8 protein-coding genes are annotated in these 20,286 nt (G+C 63.2%); 6 read left to right on the top strand and 2 right to left on the bottom strand.

The genetic code is table 11. The annotated features are described in order from the left end of the window. Positions 1–147 precede the first annotated feature (147 nt). From dsbD to ACK59Z_RS24290, 5 genes are all read left to right on the top strand, one after another. Positions 148–1,863, top strand: a complete 1,716-nt coding sequence (gene dsbD / locus ACK59Z_RS24310; RefSeq protein ID WP_230064993.1) for a protein-disulfide reductase DsbD — start codon at positions 148–150, stop codon at positions 1,861–1,863. After that, positions 1,863–2,699: a TlpA disulfide reductase family protein gene (locus ACK59Z_RS24305; RefSeq protein ID WP_230064992.1), complete on the top strand. Its 837-nt coding sequence runs from the start codon at positions 1,863–1,865 to the stop codon at positions 2,697–2,699. Before dsbD ends, ACK59Z_RS24305 begins: the two co-directional genes overlap by 1 nt. Before the next feature lies 1 nt (position 2,700). Beyond that, on the top strand, positions 2,701–3,459 hold the full coding sequence (gene dsbG, locus ACK59Z_RS24300) for a thiol:disulfide interchange protein DsbG (protein WP_003254270.1): 759 nt from the start codon (positions 2,701–2,703) through the stop codon (positions 3,457–3,459). Positions 3,460–4,286: 827 nt separating this feature from the next. Then, complete coding sequence (locus tag ACK59Z_RS24295) at positions 4,287–5,024, top strand: hypothetical protein (RefSeq protein WP_230064990.1); 738 nt, start codon at positions 4,287–4,289, stop codon at positions 5,022–5,024. After that, a complete protein-coding gene (locus ACK59Z_RS24290) occupies positions 5,024–5,725 on the top strand; it encodes an ATP-binding cassette domain-containing protein (RefSeq protein WP_409293847.1) in 702 nt (233 codons plus the stop codon). The genes ACK59Z_RS24295 and ACK59Z_RS24290 overlap by 1 nt, the downstream gene beginning before the upstream one ends. Before the next feature lie 30 nt (positions 5,726–5,755). Here the strand turns inward: ACK59Z_RS24290 and ACK59Z_RS24285 are convergent, their stop codons facing one another. After that, entirely contained in the window at positions 5,756–6,076 is a 321-nt protein-coding gene (locus ACK59Z_RS24285; RefSeq protein WP_409293845.1) for a transposase, read from the bottom strand. A gap of 217 nt (positions 6,077–6,293) precedes the next feature. Here ACK59Z_RS24285 and ACK59Z_RS24280 point away from each other — a divergent pair, with 217 nt between their 5' ends. Further along, positions 6,294–7,115 carry an RHS repeat-associated core domain-containing protein gene (locus ACK59Z_RS24280; protein ID WP_409293843.1) on the top strand — a complete coding sequence of 274 codons (822 nt, stop codon included), beginning with the start codon at positions 6,294–6,296 and terminating at the stop codon, positions 7,113–7,115. A 182-nt stretch (positions 7,116–7,297) separates the two neighbouring features. Here ACK59Z_RS24280 and ACK59Z_RS24275 read toward each other — a convergent pair whose 3' ends face one another. Then, a complete protein-coding gene (locus ACK59Z_RS24275; RefSeq protein ID WP_409293841.1) occupies positions 7,298–20,251 on the bottom strand; it encodes a non-ribosomal peptide synthetase in 12,954 nt (4,317 codons plus the stop codon). Positions 20,252–20,286: the final 35 nt, after the last annotated feature.

Below are 20,286 nucleotides of genomic sequence, written 5' to 3'. Positions count from 1 at the left end.
CCTCGAAAATCCAACAACGAAGACCCTGCAAATCCAGAACCAAACTCTTACTACTCCTGACCACCCCACCCCCAACACCCGCGTTAACCTTCATTTAATCAACCCCAGCCAGCATGGCCCCATTCCCAGATCTGCCAAGGCGAAGACATGCGCGTTCTCCTGCTCTTCCTCACACTCCTACTGGCCGGCCCGTTGCAAGCCAACCCGTTCGATGTGAAACCAGACTTCCTGCCGGTTGACCAAGCCTTCGTGCTCACCCACGACCGCCAGGCCGACGGCCAGATGCGCCTGTACTTCCAGATCAAGCCGGGCTACTACCTGTACCAGAAGCGCCTGAAGTTCGATGGCCTGCCCACCGAGCAGCACCCGCAACTGCCACCGGCACTCAACCATCACGACGAGTTCTTCGGCGACAGCGCGGTGTACCGCGACCAGCTTGAACTGCTATTGCCTGCCAACGCCCAGGGTCAGTTGCGCCTGGGCTGGCAGGGCTGCGCCGACGCCGGCCTGTGCTACCCGCCGCAAACCACCTCGATCGACTTGGGTGGCAGCGTAACGCCGGCCGCCGAGCAAGCCAGCGACCAGGCCCTGGCCAGCGGCCTGCAACAAGGCCACCTGGCCTGGAGCCTGCTGGCGTTCTTCGGCCTTGGCCTGCTGCTGGCCTTCACCCCCTGCTCGCTGCCGATGCTGCCGATCCTTGCCGGGCTGGTGCTAGGCAATGGCGCCAGTGCCCGGCGCGGCTGGCTGCTGGCCGGGGTCTATGTGCTGAGCATGGCCCTGGTGTACGCCGGGCTGGGGGTGGTTGCTGCCCTGCTGGGTGCCAGCCTGCAGGCCTGGCTGCAGCAACCCTGGCTGCTGGGCAGCCTGGCGGGGCTGTTCGTGCTGCTGGCACTGCCGATGTTCGGCGCCTTCGAACTGCAACTGCCTGCCGCCCTGCGCGACCGCCTGGACCGCGCCGGGCAAGGTACCCGTGGCGGCAACCTGTATGGCGCGGCATTGCTCGGGGCGTTGTCCGGCCTGTTACTCGGCCCGTGCATGACTGCGCCGTTGGCCGGTGCGCTGCTGTACATCGCGCAGAGCGGCGACGTGCTGCAAGGCGCGCTGGTGCTGTTCAGCCTCGGCCTAGGCATGGGCGTGCCGCTGCTGTTGCTGGTAACCCTGGGCAACCGTTATCTGCCGCGCCCGGGTGCGTGGATGAACCGGGTCAAGGGGGTGTTCGGTTTCGTGTTCCTGGCCATGGCGCTGTACACCGTGCGCAGCCTACTGCCTGCTACCTTGCTGCTGGCACTGAGCGGCGCCTGGCTGATCGCCTTGGCCTGGGCTGCCTGGCCAGCCCTGCAGCGGCTGCCGGCGTTGCGCGCCGTACCGCTGTTGGGCGCGCTGTGGGGCGGCCTGTTGCTGGTCGGTGCGGCAGCAGGCGGCGACGACCTCTGGCAGCCACTACGCCCGTTCGCCGGGGGTGGCAGCACAGCGGCCGCTGGCCAGCATGCCGAGGACAGCTTCGTCACCGTCAGCCGCCCCGAGGACCTGCAACGTGAGCTGGACGCGGCCAAGGCCCGCGGCCAGTGGGTGATGCTCGACTACTATGCCGACTGGTGTGTGTCGTGCAAAGTCATGGAAAAACAGGTGTTCGCCCGCAGCGACGTGCAGACCGGCCTGGCCGGCGTGCACCTGCTGCGCCTGGACGTGACCGCCGACAGCCCGGCCAGCAAAGCCCTGCTGCAGCGCTACCAGGTACCCGGCCCGCCCAGCATCATCTGGATCGGCCCGGAAGGTGAAGAACGCCGCGCGCGGCGCATCACCGGTGAGGTGGACGCAGCAGCGTTCCAGCAACACTGGGGCCAGACCAGGAGCCAAGGCTGATGCTGACCGTAACACTCGGGCCACTGACCATGGCCCTCAACCATCTGCTGATGCTCACCGCCCTGGTGATCGCCAGCGTGGTCGGCTGGTGGGTCGCCCGACGTGGCGGCGAGAGCCCGGAATCGGCGCTGTTCAACCTGTTCCTGATCGGCCTGCTGTGTGCCCGCGCCGGCTTCGTGCTGGCCTACTGGCCGATGTACCGGGACGACCCGCTGCAAATCATCGACATTCGCGATGGCGGCTTCCTGTTCTGGTCGGGCCTTGCCGGCATCGTGCTCGGAGCCCTGTGGCAGGGCTGGCGCCACCCCGGCCTGCGCCGCCCGCTAGGCTGGGCGCTGTTCAGCGGCGCACTGTTCTGGGGTCTGGCCAGCCTCGGCGGCCACCTGTACAGCAAAGGCACCGAGTTGCCCGACCTGAGCCTGCGCAACGCCGGCGGCCAGGCCGTGGCATTGCACAGCTACCGCGGCAAGCCGCTGGTCATCAACATCTGGGCCACCTGGTGCCCACCGTGTCGGCGTGAGATGCCCGTGCTGCAACAGGCACAAAGCGATTACCCGCACGTGACCTTCCTGTTCGTCAACCAGGGCGAAACCCCGGAAAACGTCAGCACCTTCCTCGCCACCACCGGCCTGAGCCTGACCCACGTGCTGTTCGACGGCACCGGCCTGCTGGCCCAGCGCGTCGGCTCCATGGCCTTGCCCACCACCCTGTTCTACGACGCCAACGGGCGGCTGGTTGGCAGCCACCTGGGCGAGCTGTCCCGGGCCAGCCTGCGCCACGCCCTGGAACCTTTCGACCGGGCCCTTGCGCCCGCCCCTGCCGCACAAGGAAACTGACATGCGATTGACTGCACTGCTGCCCCTGTCCCTGGCCCTGCTGGCCGCCCCTGCCCTGCAGGCCGAAGAACTGCCCAAGGCGGTTCAGCAACTGCAAGCCAAAGGGGCCGTGATCAAGGGCAGCTTCGATGCGCCCAACGGCCTGCGCGGTTATGCCGCCGAGTACCAGAACAACGCCCTGGCCCTGTACCTGACCCCCGACGGCAAGCACGTGCTGGTCGGCAGCCTGTTCGACGAGCAGGGCAAGGACCTGAGCGCCGAGCCGCTGCAAAAGCTGGTATACGCGCCGATGAGCAAGGAAATCTGGGCGAAAATGGAAAAGACCGCGTGGATCGCCGACGGCAAGGCCGACGCGCCGCGCAAGGTGTACCTGTTCAGCGACCCGAACTGTCCGTACTGCAACATGTTCTGGGAACAGGCGCGGCCGTGGGTAGAGTCGGGCAAGGTGCAGTTGCGCCATATCATGGTCGGCATCATCCGTGAGGACAGCCCGGGCAAGTCGGCGGCGCTGCTGGCGGCGAAAGACCCGTCCAAGGCACTGCAACAGCACGAGAAGGCCGGCAAGGCCAGCACCCTGAAGGCGCTGGAACAGGTGCCAGAGGCTGTGCAACAGAAGCTGGCGGCGAACATGGCGTTGATGGAAGAGATGGGGTTGCAGGCGACCCCGGCCATTTTCTATCAGGATGAGCAAGGCAACCTGCAAAGCCAGCAAGGGGCACCACGGCCGGAGATGCTTGGGAAGATTCTGGGCAAGCGCTAGTGCATGTGGTGGGGCACAGATCGAGCGCTACGAAGCAGGTGACGCGGGGCATGGCACCGGCTACGCCGGTGTTCGCGGGTGAACCCGCTCCTACGGGGCTCGCGCTAACGGCTGGATTTTGCGCCAGGCATGTGATCGCAAGGCCTGCGCGGTCGGGCGTAGGAGCGGGTTTACCCGCGAAAGGGCCGGACCTGCTGGCCAATTTCCACCAGGCGTTCACCGTTGACGCCGCCACCGTATTCGCGGGTAAACCCGCTCCTACGCTGATCGGGGGTGGAGACACATTGGTGATTGGACGCAGGCCGTTCTTTCGCAAGCAGTAAATCTCCCGGCCCGGCAAATCTACCCCGCGCAGATTTCAATCTGCCACTCAACAAATCTAGCAACAATTATTCGGCACCCCCTGTCGTTAAACATCGTCTGCTTGCTTCCCTTACTCAAATCCCACACACACGCACAACAAAGAACACTCGGGCGCTCACAACAGAGCGTTCGAGCATTAAAAACAGAAATTTCTTACACAATTAGAAGAAAAAATAAACCCCAAAAAACATTATCAGTTTTAAGTAAGACCCTTCTGAAGAATTTTCCCACAAAAATAGCTTTAAACCGAACACTCCAATATCACGTCCAACCACGCCATCCCCACCGAAAGATTGACTTGAAACAGCCGAACGCCTAAACCTCCATACCCATACATTTCAGACCACGCCAAAAACCAGGAGACACTCATGAAAAATCAATATGGCATTAGCCTCATGGCATTGGCTTCGACACTCACTGCGAAATCAAATAACACGCAACCATGACACCAAAATGGTCTACTCATGAATCCAAACCACTGTATCCGCAGCGCAAAAAAAATCACGACAATCACAAAAATCTTGACCACTGAGCACTTGAGGGAGCCCACATCGCTTCTTTGGTCAGCGCTGGCCCCTTGCATACTCTTCATCATCACCCAGCCAACGCATGCAGCCTCGACCTATACCGCTTCAGCCGCCTGGTTCTACTCATACATCTCTGCCACCCTCGCGTTCTTTGGATTCAGCTTCTACCTCATCGGCAGAAGGGAAAGTGGCTTCACGCGGTCCTTCATCTACCAACACGGTGCAATCAAGCTATTCCTGACGGCCCATACACTCAGCTATTTATTATTGAGCTCACTGTACGCCACACTATTTTACCTCTTGACCAAACCCTTGCGAGGTCACTACTCACTCCCTGAATTCCTCTATCTGATGGCATGCTTTTACACCAGTTACCTCATGTTCACCTGTATCGGCCTGGGGATCGCTGCGCTGCCGATAAAATTCAGCACGGCCAGCACCCTTTTTTCGCTCATGTCATTTCTCATGCTGGTCTCCGGATACAACGGCGCCACAATGGGGCACGATGCTTCGCAGGCGCTAACGCTGATCAACCCGCTCTTTTTAAGCGCGCAGATCTTCCATGGCGAAATGCCCCTTCTCAACAGTTTTCTGATTGCACTTTCGGCCTCTGCAGCCTCGACATACCTGACTGGAAGGTATTTCAGAATTCAACCCATATGGAGCCGATACTGATGGACATTTTAACTATAAACAACCTTCACTTCGGATACACCGGAAACCCGCTGCTGAACGACATTGAACTCACTATAAAAGCGGGGGAACTGGTCGGTATTCTGGGCAACAACGGAGCCGGAAAGACAACCCTTTTCGACCTCATCTGTAAAATAAAGAAGCCGACAAAAGGTGCCATTTCCAATTTATCCAGGCGTCAGGCCTATTTGACCCAAATCCTTACACCGCCCCCATTACTGCGTATGAACGAAGCGGGCAAGCTTATCACCAGCCTAACCCCCAACGCTTCCCCAGATCACACAGAGATTCTCTCGAAACTAGCCAAATGGTCCCCATCACTGTCCAGGCGATATGCGGAAATCGCCAAGAAAAAGGCCGCCAATTGCAGCTACGGTGAAATTCGTAGCTACTTCACGCTGACCTTGTTGCTTTTAAACAGTGACTTGATCATTCTCGACGAGCCAACGGCTGGCGTAGACCCTGAATTTCGACATTATATATGGCTCGGTATAAAAAGCGCGTGCGCGGAAGGTGCGAGCGTGCTGATATCTTCTCATTACACAGAGGAAATCACGAAAAACTGCCAGCGCTTTTATATGCTCGCAAACAAACGACTGGAAGCATTTGACAGTGGTGGACAGTTCATGGAACGCCACCACGCCAAATCGCTGGATGAAGCCTTTATCAATGCCTCGATCTAGTGTGATGTTTCAGAAGTACCACCGAAAAAATCATGGCTCGAGCGCTCGTGCCGCACGAGCGACTGAGGCGAGAATGTCCTCTGCTTTCTTGTGCCATCGGAATGGCTTCGGGTTCTGGCTGTACGTTTCCAGGTAGTACTCAATCGAAACTTCCAGATCTTTGACGCTGACATGTGCCTGTCGCTTGGTCCACTTCTCGCTCAACGTTGAGAAAAAGCGCTCGAACAAATTCAGCCAAGAGGCCCAAGTGGGCGTGAAGTGGATGTTTGTAGCGTGGACGCGCTGCAAGCCAGGCCCTGACTTTGTCGGTCTTGTGTGTGTCATAGTATCCATGATCAGATGAATAGGCACTTCAGCGGGTACCGACGTATCAGTCTCTCTGGTTTATCCGCGAGTACGGGCGAAGCCTGTGCCATCCAGCGCGCCACACTTGAGCATCGCGCAATTATTGAACCTATCATTTTTGCTAGTTTTTATTACCACTCTGAAATGCAACACTTAAAGCAGAGTGTCAAGCCTGGAGAATATCGCCATATCGACTGCCACGCACATATTCAAGAAGAACAGCATGACCCACGCTATTGCCTATTCGCCATATGGTTATTGCCCCCCTGCGCCAATGCAGATGACTGCTACTGGATTTAATGGGGAGCGATCTGACCCAGTAACTTATAATTATGCACTGGGCGCTGGCTATCGATTTTTTAACCCAGTCTTGATGCGCTTCACTTCTCCAGATGCTGTGAGTCCTTTCGGATCTGGAGGTCTTAACCCATACTGTTATTGCCTGTGCGACCCGATAAATTTATCTGATCCAGATGGGCGAACCCCAACGCAATCCTGGAACATTGTAAGACTGCGAACCAAATATCCAAACATAAACAAAAACCTGTCAAGATCTCAAATAAACATTCAGGAGCTTAATGAAAATATCACTAACCATAGAATAACTTGGGGAAAACGACATGAGTTTGGCTCGACCCGTTCGCTAGCAGCCAGCCCATCCGTTGATGAAATTCCACCTGGGTGGGACCGTATAGGTGTTCACAGTTCTTCAACCACTAATAAAAAGAGCTTACTGAGAGCGCTTGATCCGAAATTTATAAACCCAAGAGGGGAGCCTCAGGAGCTTGGGCGTGGATTTTATGTTGCAGTGGATTCGTCGTGGCCGATGCTCGGTTCCGGCAACAAAAGACAATCGTATAATGTATACACCCCAAATATGGCCCGCCTCACACCTGGGAAGCATTTCGACTTTTCGCATGCCGCCATGCAACCTTATGAAAACATGCAAATTGTTATTCGGGAATCGGCATATGACTTATTTATCGTCCGGGAGGCGCGTGTTGGACCGATAGTGCGGCCTCGACCTTATGAGGCGCCATTTTAAAAGTTTTTGGGGCATTCGTTTAATGGGTAACACTGGTCTGTCAAGGCTTCCCGCATCAAGTCAGCATAGGCCGTCTGACCCGGGCTGAAATAGACTTGGGTTCAGCCATATCCAGCAAGCGTATTATGCGACTTCCTCAGGTACTTTGACCATGTGAAAGGGGCGCCAAGCGCCCCTGCCCATCACAGCCCCTCCAGTTCCGCCATCAGGTCACTGAGCCGGTCGATCTTGTCATCATCCAGCGCACTGCCCTGCAGCCCCTGGACATACTCGGCCAACGCCTCCACCGTGCTGCACTCGAACATCGCCCGCAGCGGCACGTTCAGCTGTAGCTGCTTCTGCACCCGCGAAGCGATCTGCGTGGCCAACAACGAATGCCCGCCCAGCTCGAAGAAGTTGTCGTGCACCCCCACCCGCTCGGCTTTGAGCACATCGGCCCAAATACCCGCCAACACGTCCTCCAATTCATTGCGTGGCGCCTGATAGGCCTGACTGTACTGGCCGCCGATGTCGATGGCTGGCAGGGCCTTGCGGTCGAGCTTGCCGTTGGCGTTGTGCGGCAAGCTGTCGAACCAGCTCCAATGCAACGGCACCATGTACTCCGGCAACTCGGCACGCAGTCGTTGCTTGACCTGCTCCAGCAACGCGGCATCGGCACTGACGCCTTGGTGCGCCACCAGGTAGCCAACCAGATGCTTGCCGTTCACACCCTCCTGCACCGCCACGGCAGCATCGCGAATTTCCGCCTGCTCATGCAGCCGGGCCTCGATTTCGCCCAGCTCGATGCGATAGCCGCGAATCTTCACCTGATGGTCGATGCGCCCGACGTACTCCAGCACACCGTCCGGGCGTTGCCGCGCCAGGTCGCCAGTGCGGTACAGGCGTTCGCCCGGCGCCCCGTAAGGGTGAGGGATAAACGCCAGCGCCGTGCGCACCGGGTCACCGACGTAGCCACGGCCTACACCCGTACCAGCCACGCACAGCTCGCCCACCGCACCCAGCGGCACCAGCGCCTGGTCCTCGCCGAACAAGTACAACCGGTTGTTATCGGTGGGCGTGCCGATTGGCAGGTAGCTGCCTTGGGTCGAGGCGGCATCGACGCGGAAGAACGCCACGTCATCCGAGCACTCCGCCGGGCCATAGGCATTGACCAGGCCGATCTGCGGGTAACGCTGCAGCCACTGCGCCGCCAGCTCCGGTGGCATGGCCTCGCCGGTCGGCAGCATCCAGCGCAGGCCGTCGAGGGCCTGGTGGTCGCTGGCCAGCATGCCCTGGATCAGGGACGGCACGCTCTCCAGCACGGTGATGCCGGTGGCCTGCACGTGCGCCAGCAGGCCTTGCGGGTCGTGGGCGATGGCATTAGGCACGATCTCAACCTTGGCGCCGAACAGTGGCGCAGCCAGGAACTGCCAGACCGAGATGTCGAAGCTTTGCGAGGCGGTCTGGGCAATCACGTCCTGCTCGCTCAGCGCCAGGTAAGGCACCTTGCTCAGCTGGTTGTTGAGCATGCCGCGCTGCTCGACCATCACCCCTTTCGGCAGGCCGGTCGAGCCTGAGGTGTAGATCACGTAGGCGAGGTTGTCCGGGCCACTGTGGATGCCCGGGTTGTGGCTTGCGATCGGGTTGGCCTGGATGTCTTCCCAGACCAGCAGTCGCGGCCGCAGCGCAGTTTCCAGCTCACCGAGCAACTGCCGCCCCTGCTCGGCGCAGGCCGCGCTGCACACCAGCACTGGCGTGCGGCTGAGCTGGATGATGCTTTGCAGGCGCGCCGCCGGCAGGCCCGGGTCCAGCGGCAGGTAGCCGGCGCCGGCCTTGAAGCTGCCAACGATCATGCCCAGCAGCGGCAAACCACGCTCGGCAAGCAGTGCCACTGGCTGGTCCACGCAGACCCCGGCAACCACCAGCGCATGGCCCAGGCGGTTGGCCGCCAGGTTCAGCCCGGCGTAATCATAGGATGCCTCCAGGCAGCGGGCCACGGTACGCTGTGGATGCGCCACGACCTGCGCTTCGAACTGTGCGATGTAGCTCTGTTCCAGCGGATAAACCCGCTCGGTCCGGTTGCAGTCCTCCAGCAGGAAGCCTTGCTCCTGGGCGCTCAGCAGCGGTAGCTCGCTCACCTCCCCTTCAAAACCTTGTACCAGCGCCAGCAGCAGGCGCTTGAACTCGGCCAGCAGGCGCTCGACGGTCGGGTAGTCGAAGTAGCGCTGGTCAAACGACAGGTGCAGGCCCAGGTCATCACCCGGGTAACACACCGCCGTCAGCGGGAAGTTGGTGTGGGTACGGCCCGAGTCGGAGCTGGCGTTCAGGTGCTGGGCGTGATCGAGCACGGCGGTTTCAACCGGCGCATTCTCGAACACGAACAGGCTGTCGAACAGCGGCTGGCCCTTGGGCAGCTCGCTGCACGCCTGGATCGCCACCAGCGGCAGGTATTCGTACTCGCGCAGTTCCATGTTGCTTTGCAGCAGGCCCTGCAGCCACTGGCGTACGCTGCAGCGCTCGCCAGCGATGGGCAACTGCACGCGCAAGGCCACGCTGTTGATGAACAGGCCGACGGTGCGCTGCATCTGCGGCATGCTCACCGGGCGACCGGCCACGGTCACGCCAAAGGCCACATCGCGGTCGCCGCTGTAACGCGCCAACACCAAGGCCCAGGCCGCCTGGGCGAAGGTGTTGACGGTGAGCTGATGAGCCTGGGCCAGTTCACGCAGACGCACACCATCACTCACCTCCAGGCGGGTGTAGCAGTCGCCGACGACCATGCCGCTACCGGCGTGGTCATGCCGCAGCGGGCGGTCGCTAGGGATGGCTGTGGCACGTTCGAAGCCGGCCAGGTTGGCCTGCCACCAGGCGCGTGCATCGTCCAGGCCCTGGCGTTGCAGCCAACCGATGTAATCGCGGTAACGCGGCGGCACCGGCAGTTGGGCCTGACGGCCTTCGCCAAGGGCCTGGTAGACCTCGAAGAAATCGTTCATCAACAGCGAGCGGCACCAGGCATCGATAAGGATGTGGTGGTTGCTCATCATGAACCAGTAGCGTTCATCGGCCACGCGCACCAGGCGCAGGTGGAACGGTGCCTCGCTGAGCAAGGCAAAGCCGTCCTCGCGCTCCTGCTTGTGCAGGGCCTGCAGGCGCTGCTCCTGGGCATCGTCGGCAAGGCCGCGCCAGTCCTGGTAGTCCACCGCCAGGTTGCCCGGCTTGTGGATGATCTGCAGCATCGCCTCGCCGCTGTTCCAGCTGAACGATGCGCGCAACGCTTCGTGGCGCGCCACCACCGCCTGCCAGGCCTGGGCGAAACGCTCAGGGTCGAGGGCGCTGTTGATGCGGTAGCGGTCCTGCATGTAGTACAGGCCAGTGCCCGGCTCCAGCAGGGTGTGCAGCAGCATGCCTTCCTGCATCGGCGTCAGCGGGTAAACGTCCTCGATCTGCGCGGCCGGGACCGGCAATGCGTCGATCTGCTCCTGAGTCAGGTGCGCCAGCGGGAAGTCCGATGGGGTGAAGCTGCCATTGCCATCGGCCAGGCAATGCGCGACCAGCGCCAGCAGCTCCTGACGATAGGCCTCAGCCAGACCCGCGATGGTCTGCTGGTCGTAGCGCTCGGCGCTGAAGGTCCAGCGCAGTTGCAGAGCACCGCCATACACCTGGCCATCGACGCTCAACCAGTTGGGCAACGGCGCATCGAGGTCATGCGCCAACCCGGCCGGGGCCTCCAGGGGCTGGAACAAGGTTGTACTGTCGAACTGCTGGTCGAACTGGCCCAGGTAGTTGAAGGTGATGCGCGCCTGCGGCAAGGCCGCCATCTGCTCGCGCCCGGCGGCATCCGCCAGGTAGCGCAGTACACCGTAGCCCAGGCCCTTGTGCGGTACATGGCGCAGTTGTTCCTTGATGCGCTTGATCGAACCGGCCCGCGCCGCGTCGTCTTCACCTGGCAGCGGACGCAGGCTCAGTGGGTAGGCATTGGTGAACCAGCCGACGCTGCGGGTCAGGTCCATGTCTTCGAACAACCCGTCACGGCCATGGCCTTCGAGCTGCACCAGCACTTCTTCATCGCCGCTCCAGCGGCACAAGGCCCGCGCCAGTGCAGTCAACAGCAGGTCGTTGACCTGGGTGTGGTAAGCCGCCGGGGCCAGTTGCAACAGCTGCCGGGTTTGCTCCACGTCCAGGCCGATGGCCAGGGTTTGAGCGTGGCGATGCAAATTGCCGCCCTGCGGATGGTCGCACGGCAATTCGCGACGCACACCGCCCAGCTGGCCTTGCCACCAGGCCAGTTCGTCACGCAGCGAATCGCTGCCGGCGTAGCTGGCCAGGCGCGCGGCCCAGTCGCCGACGGCGTGGGTCTTGGCCGGCAGAGGCTGGCCACGGTAAAGCGCCTGCAGGTCTTCCAGCAGCACCCGCCAGGACACGCCATCAACCACCAGGTGATGAATCGCCAACAGCAACCGCTGAGTGCCCTGCCCGTCACGCACCAGCAAGGCGCGCAGCAGCGGCCCCTGTTGCAGGTCCAGGCTGCGCTGCACGTCAGTGTAGAGTGCCTGACAATCATTGAAATCGGCGACAGTGGCGCTCCACAGCAGTTGCTCGGCGCCAGGCTGCACGTACTGAGCCTGCCAGCGGCCCTGGGCGTCGCTGAAGCGCAGGCGCAGGCTGTCATGGTGCTGCACCAGCGCAGCCAATGCCTGTTCAAGGGTGGCCTCAACCAAGGGTTGGCGTACCTCCAGCAGCACGGCCTGGTTCCAGTGTTGCGGCTGTGGCACGTCACTGTCGAAGAACCAGTGCTGGATCGGCGTCAACCCGGCCTGGCCCTGGCGCAGCCCCTGCTCCACCGTGCTCACGGCTTCGCTGAGCTGAACCACAGCTGCCAGGGTCTGGATGGTCTGATGCTGGAACAGGTCGCGCGGGGTGAATTGCAAGCCGGCCTGCCGGGCGCGGCTGACCACCTGAATCGACAGGATCGAGTCGCCCCCCAGCTCGAAGAAGTTGTCCTGCACGCCGACCCGGGCAACGTTGAGCACATCGCGCCAGATCTGCGCCAGCTGTGCTTCCACCTCACTGCCAGGGGCCTGATATTGCTGGCGCGCCTGCTCAAGGTCCGGCAATGGCAGCGCACGGCGGTCGAGCTTGCCGTTGCCCATCAGCGGCAGGCTGTCGAGCAGCACCAGGTGCGCAGGCACCATGTAATCGGGCAGGTGCTGGCGGGCATCGGCTTTCACCGCTTCGCGCAGCAGTTGTTGCGCGTCGCTACCGGCGGTGGCCTGCCTGCACACCAGATAGCCCACCAGCTGCTTGCCGCCCGGCAAGTCCAGCGCCAGCACGACGGCCTCGTCGACTTCCTCGTGCGCTTGCAGGCGGCTCTCGATTTCGCCCAGTTCGATGCGGAAGCCGCGGATCTTTACCTGCTGATCAGCACGGCCAACATACTCCACCAGGCCATCGGTACCCAGGCGTACCAGGTCGCCGGTACGGTACAGGCGCCCGCCATCGGCACTGAACGGGTCGGCGACAAAGCGCTCGGCAGTGAGGCCTGGCCGGTCGTGGTAACCCTGGGCCAGGCCGGCGCCGCCGACATACAATTCGCCAATGCCGCCTTGCGGCAACAAGGCCAGATCCTCGTCGAGGATGTAGGCCGTACGGCTACCGATGACGCGGCCGATCGGTACGCTGCCAAGGTCTGCTGGCAAGGCCTCTGGGGCCAGGCACGCCAGCGGCATAACCACGGTTTCGGTCGGGCCGTACGCATTGAAGAACTGCTGCGGCGCAAAGGCCTGGCGGATACGCTGCAGGTGCTCGCCGGTCAGCGCCTCGCCCCCGGTAATCACCAGGCGTACCGGCAATTGTTCGCCCCGCCCGCCCAGGTACTGCGCCAGCTGGCTGCCGTAGCTGGGGGTAAAGCCCAGAATGCTCACCTGCTGCTCGCGCACCAACTGGCAGATGTCCTCGGCGCCCCACTGCCCCTGGGCGCGCAATACCACGCGCGCGCCACACAACAGCGGCACCCACAGGCGCTCACTGGCAGCGTCGAAATTGATCGAATAGAAATGCAGCTCGCAGTCATCGCTGCGCATGCCGAATGCAGCGATCACCGCCTGGCAGTGCATGGCGAACTCGCCATGGCTGACTACCACGCCCTTGGGTTTGCCGGTAGAGCCTGAGGTGTAGATCAGGTAAGCCTGGTGCTGCGGCAGGCTGAGGTTGTCCAGCGGCGCATCGCTGTAGGCCGCCAGGCTGGCGGCATCGTCTTCCAGGCTCCAGCTGGCCACGCCTTCAGGCAGCTCGCCCAGGGTGTGCAGCAGCGCACGCTGGCTGAGCAGCAAGCCGATGCGACTGTCTTCGATCATGTAGCGCAGGCGGTCGAGCGGGTACTCGGGATCGAGCGGTACATAGGCGCCGCCGGCCTTGAGGATGGCCAGCAGGCCGACGACCATTTCCAGCGAGCGCTCCAGCGCCAGGCCCACGCGCACCTGCGGGCCGACACCCCGTTCGCGCAGGGCACGCGCCAGGCGGTTGGCCTGCTGGTCGAGCTCGGCGTAGGTCAAGTGCTGGCCGGCGAAGGTCAACGCGCCAGCCAGTGGCGTGCGCGCGGCCTGGGCGGCGAACAGACCGTGGAGGGTCTGGCCAAGGTCGAAATCGTGTTCGCCCTGCAATTGGCCTGTAAGCACTTGTTGCTCGGCACTGCTCAGCATTGGCAGTTCGCACAGGCGGTGTTGCGGGTTGTCGAGCAAACCGACCAGCAGTTGTTGCCAGTGCTCGGCCATGCGCGCGATACGCGGCGCGTCGAACAGGTCGCGGCTGTAGGTCAGGCAGCAGCCCAGCCGGCCGTCCAGATCGGTCACCTCCAGGTACAGGTCGAACTTGGTGGCGCTGGCATCGTTGACCAGGTAATCCACCTGCATGCCGGCCAGCGTGCGGCTTTGCTGGAAGGCCCAGCGCTGCACGTTGCACATCACCTGGAACAACGGGTTGTAGGCACTGCTGCGTGGGGGCTGCAGGGCCTCTACCAGTTGGTCGAACGGCAGGTCCTGGTGCGACTGACCTTCGATGGCAGCCTGGCGAATCTGCTCCAGCAGCGCGCTGGCGGTCATCTGGCCGTCCAGCTCGCAGCGCAGCACCTGGGTGTTGAGGAAAGCGCCGATCAGGCCTTCGCTTTCCGGACGGATGCGGTTGGCCACCGGCGCGCCGATACGCAGGTCGCGCTGGCCACTGTAGCGGTGCAGCAAGGCGGCCAGGGTGGCGGTCATGGTCATGAACAGGGTCAGGCCGCGCTGGCTATTGAAAGCATGCACGCGGGCCACCAGTGCCGGATCGAGTTCGAAGCGGTACAGCTCGCCACGGTGGCTCTGGACTGCCGGACGCGGGCGGTCGGCAGGCAACGCCAGCACCGGGTGCTCGTCGCCCAGGCGGTGCTTCCAGTAGGCCAGTTGACGAGCACCCTCGCCGCTTTCCAGCCATTGCCGTTGCCACACGCTGTAGTCCAGGTACTGCACCGGCAGCGGCGCCAGTGGCGACTCGCGGTCATCGACAAAGGCTTCGTACAGCTCGCCCAGCTCGCGGGCGAAGATGTCCATGGCCCAGCCCTCGGTGACGATGTGGTGCAGCGTCAGCACAAAGAAGTGCTCGCGCTCGTTGGCCTTGACCAGGCAGGCGCGCAGCAGCGGCCCCCGCTCCAGGTCGAAGGGCTGGTGCGCCTGGTCGTCGGCCAGTTGTTGCAAACGTTGCTGGCAGGCATCGTCTGACAAAGCGCTGAAGTCTTGCCAGTCCAGATGCAGGCCGCTGTCTTCGGCCACGCACTGGTACGGCACGCCGTCGATGCTGGGGAACGTGGTGCGCAAGGTTTCGTGACGCACGATCAGCGCCTGCAGCGCACGCTCGAAGGCGTCCACGTGCAGGGTGCCGCGCAGGCGTGCCATGCCGCCGACGTTGTACGCCGGGCTGTCCGGCTCCATCTGCCAGAGGAACCACATTCGCTGCTGCGAGTACGACAGCGGCACCGCCTGACGGCGGTCGACACGGGCGATTGCACCTTGCAGATTGCGCTCGCCGGCCGCGCGCAGGCGGGCGATCTCGGCACAGAAGGCGCCCAGCTCGCTGGTTTCGAACAGGGCCTTGAGCGGCAGCTCGACATCGCAGGCCTGACGGGTGCGCGAAACGATCTGAGTCGCCAGCAACGAGTGGCCACCGAGGGCGAAGAAGTCGTCCTGCAGGCCAATGCGCGGCAGATTCAACACGTCGCGCCAGATGGCCGCGACCTGTTGTTGTAGCTCGGTTCGTGGCTCGACATGCTCACGCTGCTGCCACACTGGGGCAGGCAGTGCCTTGCGGTCGACCTTGCCGCTGGGGCCCAGTGGCATCTGTGCCAAAGGGATGAGTTGCGCCGGCACCATGTAGGCTGGCAATTGCTCAGCCAGCACGGCCAGCACCTCGGCAGGCTGAGCGCTGCCACTGTAATAGCCGACCAGTTGCGCGCCAACGGCGTCCTTGTGTATCAGCACCAGCGCCTGTTCCACACCCGCCTGTGCCAGCAGGCAGGCCTGCACTTCCTCGGGCTCGACGCGGAAACCACGCACCTTGACCTGCTGGTCGAGGCGGCCAAGGTATTCCAAGGCCTCCAGCTGAACCTGCCAGCGCGCGCGATCGCCACTGCGGTACAGACGCTGACCATTACCGTCGGCCTGGGGTACGAAGCGCTCGGCAGTGAGGCCGGGGCGGCCCAGGTAACCACGGGCCAGGCCCGCGCCACCGAGGTACAGCTCGCCCGGCACACCGGGGGCGCTCAGTTCCAGCTCATCGTCCAGCACGCGGCACAGCACATTGCCCAGCGGGCGGCCGATGGGCGAGCGCTCGCCGTCCGCCACCTGGCAGCGCCAGTGGGTGACGTTGATGGCGGTTTCGGTTGGGCCGTACCGGTTGTGCAGCTGCACCTGCGGCAGCACCTGCAGCAAGCGGTCACGCAGCGCGGCGGACAACGCTTCGCCACCCGAGAACACCCGGCGCAAGCTACTGCAGGCACCTGCCTGCGGCTCCTGGACGAACACCTGCAACAGCGGCGGTACAAAGTGCAGCGTAGTCACCCCATAAGCCTGCACCAAGGCAGCGATACGCTGTGGGTCGCGGTGTTCACCAGGGCCGGCGAGCACCAGCTTGCAGCCGGTGACCAGCGGCCAGAAGCATTCCCACACCGAGACGTCGAAACTGATCGGCGCCTTCTGCATCAGCACGTCGCTGTCATTCAGCGCATAGGTCGTCTGCATCCACTGCAGGCGCTCGGCCAACGCCGCATGGGTATTGCCTACGCCCTTGGGCTGCCCGGTGGAGCCGGAGGTATAGATAACGTAGGCCAGGTTGTCGCCGTGCAGGTGCAGGCCGGGGGCATGGCTGGGCCAGCTGTCCAGGTGCAACTGGTCGAGGGCAATGGCGCTGACACCGTCGACCTGCGGCAGCTTGCCCAGCAGGCTGCTGTGGCTCAGTAGCAACCGGGCGTCGCAGTCGGCCAGCATGTAGGCCAGGCGTTCGGCAGGGTAATCGACATCCAGCGGCACGTAGGCACCGCCAGCCTTGAGAATGGCTAGCAGGCCGACCAGCAATTGCGGTGAGCGCTCGATGGCAATGGCCACACAGGTATCGGGGCCGACGCCTTTGTCGCGCAAGTAGTGGGCCAGGCGGTTGGCTTGCTGGTGCAGCCCGGCGTAATCCAGGCTGCCCCCGTCCCAAACCAGGGCGGTGCGCTGCGGCGTCAGGCGTGCCTGCTCATTGAGTTGTTCGACCAACAGGTGCTGCGCTGCGGCGGCCGGTGCCTGGCCCCAACCCAGCAGCTGCGCACGGCCGGGCTCATCCAGCAGTTGCACGTCGCCCAGCGCCTGCTGCGGCGTGGCACACACCTGTTCCAGCAGCGCCAGCAGGTGATGGGCCAGACGTTCGACGGTGCTGGCTTCGAACAGCTCCGCGGCGTAGTCGAAGGCCAGGCTCAGGCGGCCCAGATGGTCCTCCTCACTGTGCAACTGCAAGTCGAACTTGGCTTCGCGGCTGTGCCACGCCAGCTCTTCGGCCAACAGCCCTGGCAGGCGCCGCAGGGCTGACAGGTCGCGTTGCTGGTGGTTGAACATGACCTGGAACAGGCCCTGCTCGCGCGCATCGGGCAGGGCTTCGACAAGCTGTTCGAAGGGTAGGTCCTGATTAGCCTGGGCTTGCAACGTGGCCTGTCGTACCTGGGTCAGCAATTGGGTAAACGAGTGACGGCCATCGAATTGCGCGCGCAGCACCTGCGTATTGATGAAGAAACCGACCATGCCTTGGGTTTCCAGGCGCGGGCGGTTGGCGTTGGGCACGCCGACGCGGATATCGGCCTGGCCGCTGTAGCGCTGCAGCAGCGCCTGCCAACCTGCCAGCAGGACCATGAACAGGCTGGCCTGCTGCTGGTGGGCAAGGCCCTTGAGCGCTTCGCCAAGCCTGGTCGGCACCTTGAGGCTGAAGCGCGCCGCGCTGTGTTCGCGCTGGCTGGCGCGCGGGTGGTCAGTGCAAAGGTCGAGCGCCGGCAGCTCACCACCAAGGTGTGCCTTCCAGTACTGCAACTGGCGCTCGGCTTCACCGTCAGCCAGCCATTGCCGCTGCCAGCTGCCGTAGTCGGCGTAACCCAGGGGCAGCGGCGCCAGGTTGGCCTCCAGGCCTTGGCAGCGAGCGGCATACAGCTTGGCGAACTCTTCGAGCAGGATGTTCAGCGACCAGCCATCGGCAACGATGTGGTGCAGGGTCACCCACAGCTGATGCTCTTCGTCGCCCAGGCGCACCAGGGTTACCCGCAGCAGCGGCCCCTGGGTGAGGTCGAACGGCTGGCGAGCCTCGGTTTCACGCTGCGCGGCAACCTGCTCGGGCGAGTGCCCTTCAAGGTCCAGGCGGTGCAGGCTGAATGGCTGCTGCGGCAGGATACGCTGCAGCGCCTGGCCATTCTCTTCGCTGAACACGGTACGCAGCGATTCATGGCGCGCCACCAGTGCCTGGAAGGCCCCGTGCAGAGCGTTGATATCCAGCTCGCCACGCAGGTGCAAGCCGGCAGGAATGTTGTAGGCCGCTGATTGCGGTTCCAGCTGCCACAGCAGCCACAAGCGGTTTTGCGCCAGCGACTGGGGCAATGCCTGGGCGCGCGCCAGCGTGGTGATGGCTGCGGTGGCTGCGGCGCCATCGGCGATGATCTGTGCCACGGCCTTGCTGTAGTCGGCCAGTACCGGCGCCTCGAACAGGGTACGCAGGCTCAGGTCGATACCCAACTCATCGGCCAGGCGCGCTGTGGCCTGGGTGGCGGCGATGGAGTTACCGCCCAGCAGCAGGAAGTGGTCGTCCGCGGCCACCGCCTCTACCTTGAGGATGTCGCGCCACACAGCGGCGATGCGTGCTTGCAGGTCATCGCCAGCGGTTGCACGGGTACCGGCTTCGCTCACCTCAGGGAAACGGGCATAGCAGTCCAGGCTGCCATCGTCCATGCGCAGCCGGCAGGCAGAGCGCTGCAACTTGCCGCTGGAGGTCTTCGGCAGCGCGCCGGGGTTCAGCAGCAGGACCACGGCCGGGGCCTGTCGGCAGGCGTCGGCGACGACCTGGCGCAGGGTATTGATCAGGTCCTGGGGCTTGAGTGCCTTTTGCACGTTGCGGCTGATCTCCACCGCGACACCGATGCCCTCCTCGCCTTGGTGCTCGACGGCGAACACTGCCACACGGCCTTTGCGCAGCACCTGGACTTCACGCTCGAGGGCTTTTTCCAAGTCCTGCGGGTACAGGTTCTGTCCGCGCACGATCAGCATGTCTTTCAGGCGCCCGGTAACGAACACCTCGCCGTCACGCATGAAGCCCAGGTCGCCGGTACGCAGCCAGGTCTGGCCGTCCATTTCGACGAAGGTTCGAGCGCTGGCTTCTGGGTTGCGCCAGTAGCCCCGGGCGATGCTCGGGCCGCCTGCCCAGATTTCCCCCACCTGGTTATCGCCCAGCACTTGCAACTGTTGCGGTTCGACAATGCGTACCGCGTGCCCCGGCTGCGGGAAGCCGCAACTCATCAGCACGCTGCCAGTGCCGGGTTCGGCGCGGTTGGCGGCGAAGGCTTTGGCATCCAGCTCAAGCGCGGCGATACCCTGGCCACGACGGCTGCCGCTAACGAACAGGGTGGCTTCGGCCAGGCCATAACTGGCGAAGAAGCTCTGCGGGTCGAAGCCACAGGCCTGGAACTTGTCGGCAAAGGTGGCCAGGCTGTCCTGGCGGATCGGCTCGGAGCCGGAATAGGCCACGCGCCAGCGGCTCAGGTCGAGCCCGGCCAGCGAAGCCTCGCTGACCCGCTCGCTGCACAGGCGATAAGCGAAGTCGGGCCCGCCGCTGATGGTGCCACCGTATTCGCTGATGGCCTGCAACCAGCGCAATGGCCGGGCCAGGAAGTACCCCGGCGACATCAGCACGCAAGGCACGCCACTGAAGATTGGCTGCAGCAGGCCGCCGATCAGGCCCATGTCATGGTACAGCGGTAGCCAGCTGACGATCACGTCGTCGGGGTTGAGGTCGATGCCAAAGCCTTGGCGGATCAGCTGCTCGTTGGCCACCAGGTTGCCATGGCTGACCTGCACCCCCTTGGGCAGCGCGGTGGAGCCGGAGGTGTACTGCAGGAAGGCGATGTCATCGCGTTGGAGCTCGGGCGCGTGCCAGCTCGAGGCCAGCAACGGGTCCAGGCCATCCACGGCAAGCAGCTCGGGCGCGTTATCTGCCGCCAGTGCCTCCAGGCCGTTCAGGTTGTCGTGCAGTGCCGCCACGGTCAGCAGCAGGCGCGGCTCGGCATCGGCGATGATCGACAGCAAACGCACCTGGTGATGCTGCCGCGCGGACTCCGGCGGATAAGCCGGCACTGCGATCACGCCCGCATACAGGCAGCCAAAAAACGCCGCCACGTAGTCTGGCCCGCTAGGGAACAGCAACACGGCACGGTCACCGAAGCTGGCGCGCGCCTGCAAGGCAGCGGCGATGGTGCGTGCACGCTGGTCGAGGTCCCGGTAGCTGAGCACGGCCTGCTCGCCGGGGGTGTCGGCGAGAAAGCGCAGGGCAATCCTGTCCGGGGTCTGCGCGGCGCGTTGCGCCAGGGCCTGGACCAGCGAGAGCGGGAGTTCGAAGGCGTCCGTCATGGGGTGTTCCTGCCAGTGTCTGTTAGGGCGTGCCG

Source organism: Pseudomonas sp. KCJK9058, assembly GCF_046230975.1.
Taxonomy (GTDB): domain Bacteria; phylum Pseudomonadota; class Gammaproteobacteria; order Pseudomonadales; family Pseudomonadaceae; genus Aquipseudomonas; species Aquipseudomonas alloputida.
The sequence above is the reverse complement of the archived record's forward strand: the minus strand, read 5'-3'. Positions and strand labels throughout refer to the sequence as shown.

Bases quoted from the DNA above. Each gene is read 5' to 3' on its own strand.
- ACK59Z_RS24305 (WP_230064992.1), top strand. From the start codon at position 1,863: ATGCTGACCGTAACACTCGGGCCACTGACCATGGCCCTCAACCATCTG.
- dsbG (WP_003254270.1), top strand. From the start codon at position 2,701: ATGCGATTGACTGCACTGCTGCCCCTGTCCCTGGCCCTGCTGGCCGCC.
- ACK59Z_RS24295 (WP_230064990.1), top strand. From the start codon at position 4,287: ATGAATCCAAACCACTGTATCCGCAGCGCAAAAAAAATCACGACAATC.
- ACK59Z_RS24275 (WP_409293841.1), bottom strand. From the start codon at position 20,251: ATGACGGACGCCTTCGAACTCCCGCTCTCGCTGGTCCAGGCCCTGGCG.
- ACK59Z_RS24290 (WP_409293847.1), top strand. From the start codon at position 5,024: ATGGACATTTTAACTATAAACAACCTTCACTTCGGATACACCGGAAAC.
- dsbD (WP_230064993.1), top strand. From the start codon at position 148: ATGCGCGTTCTCCTGCTCTTCCTCACACTCCTACTGGCCGGCCCGTTG.
- ACK59Z_RS24280 (WP_409293843.1), top strand. From the start codon at position 6,294: ATGACCCACGCTATTGCCTATTCGCCATATGGTTATTGCCCCCCTGCG.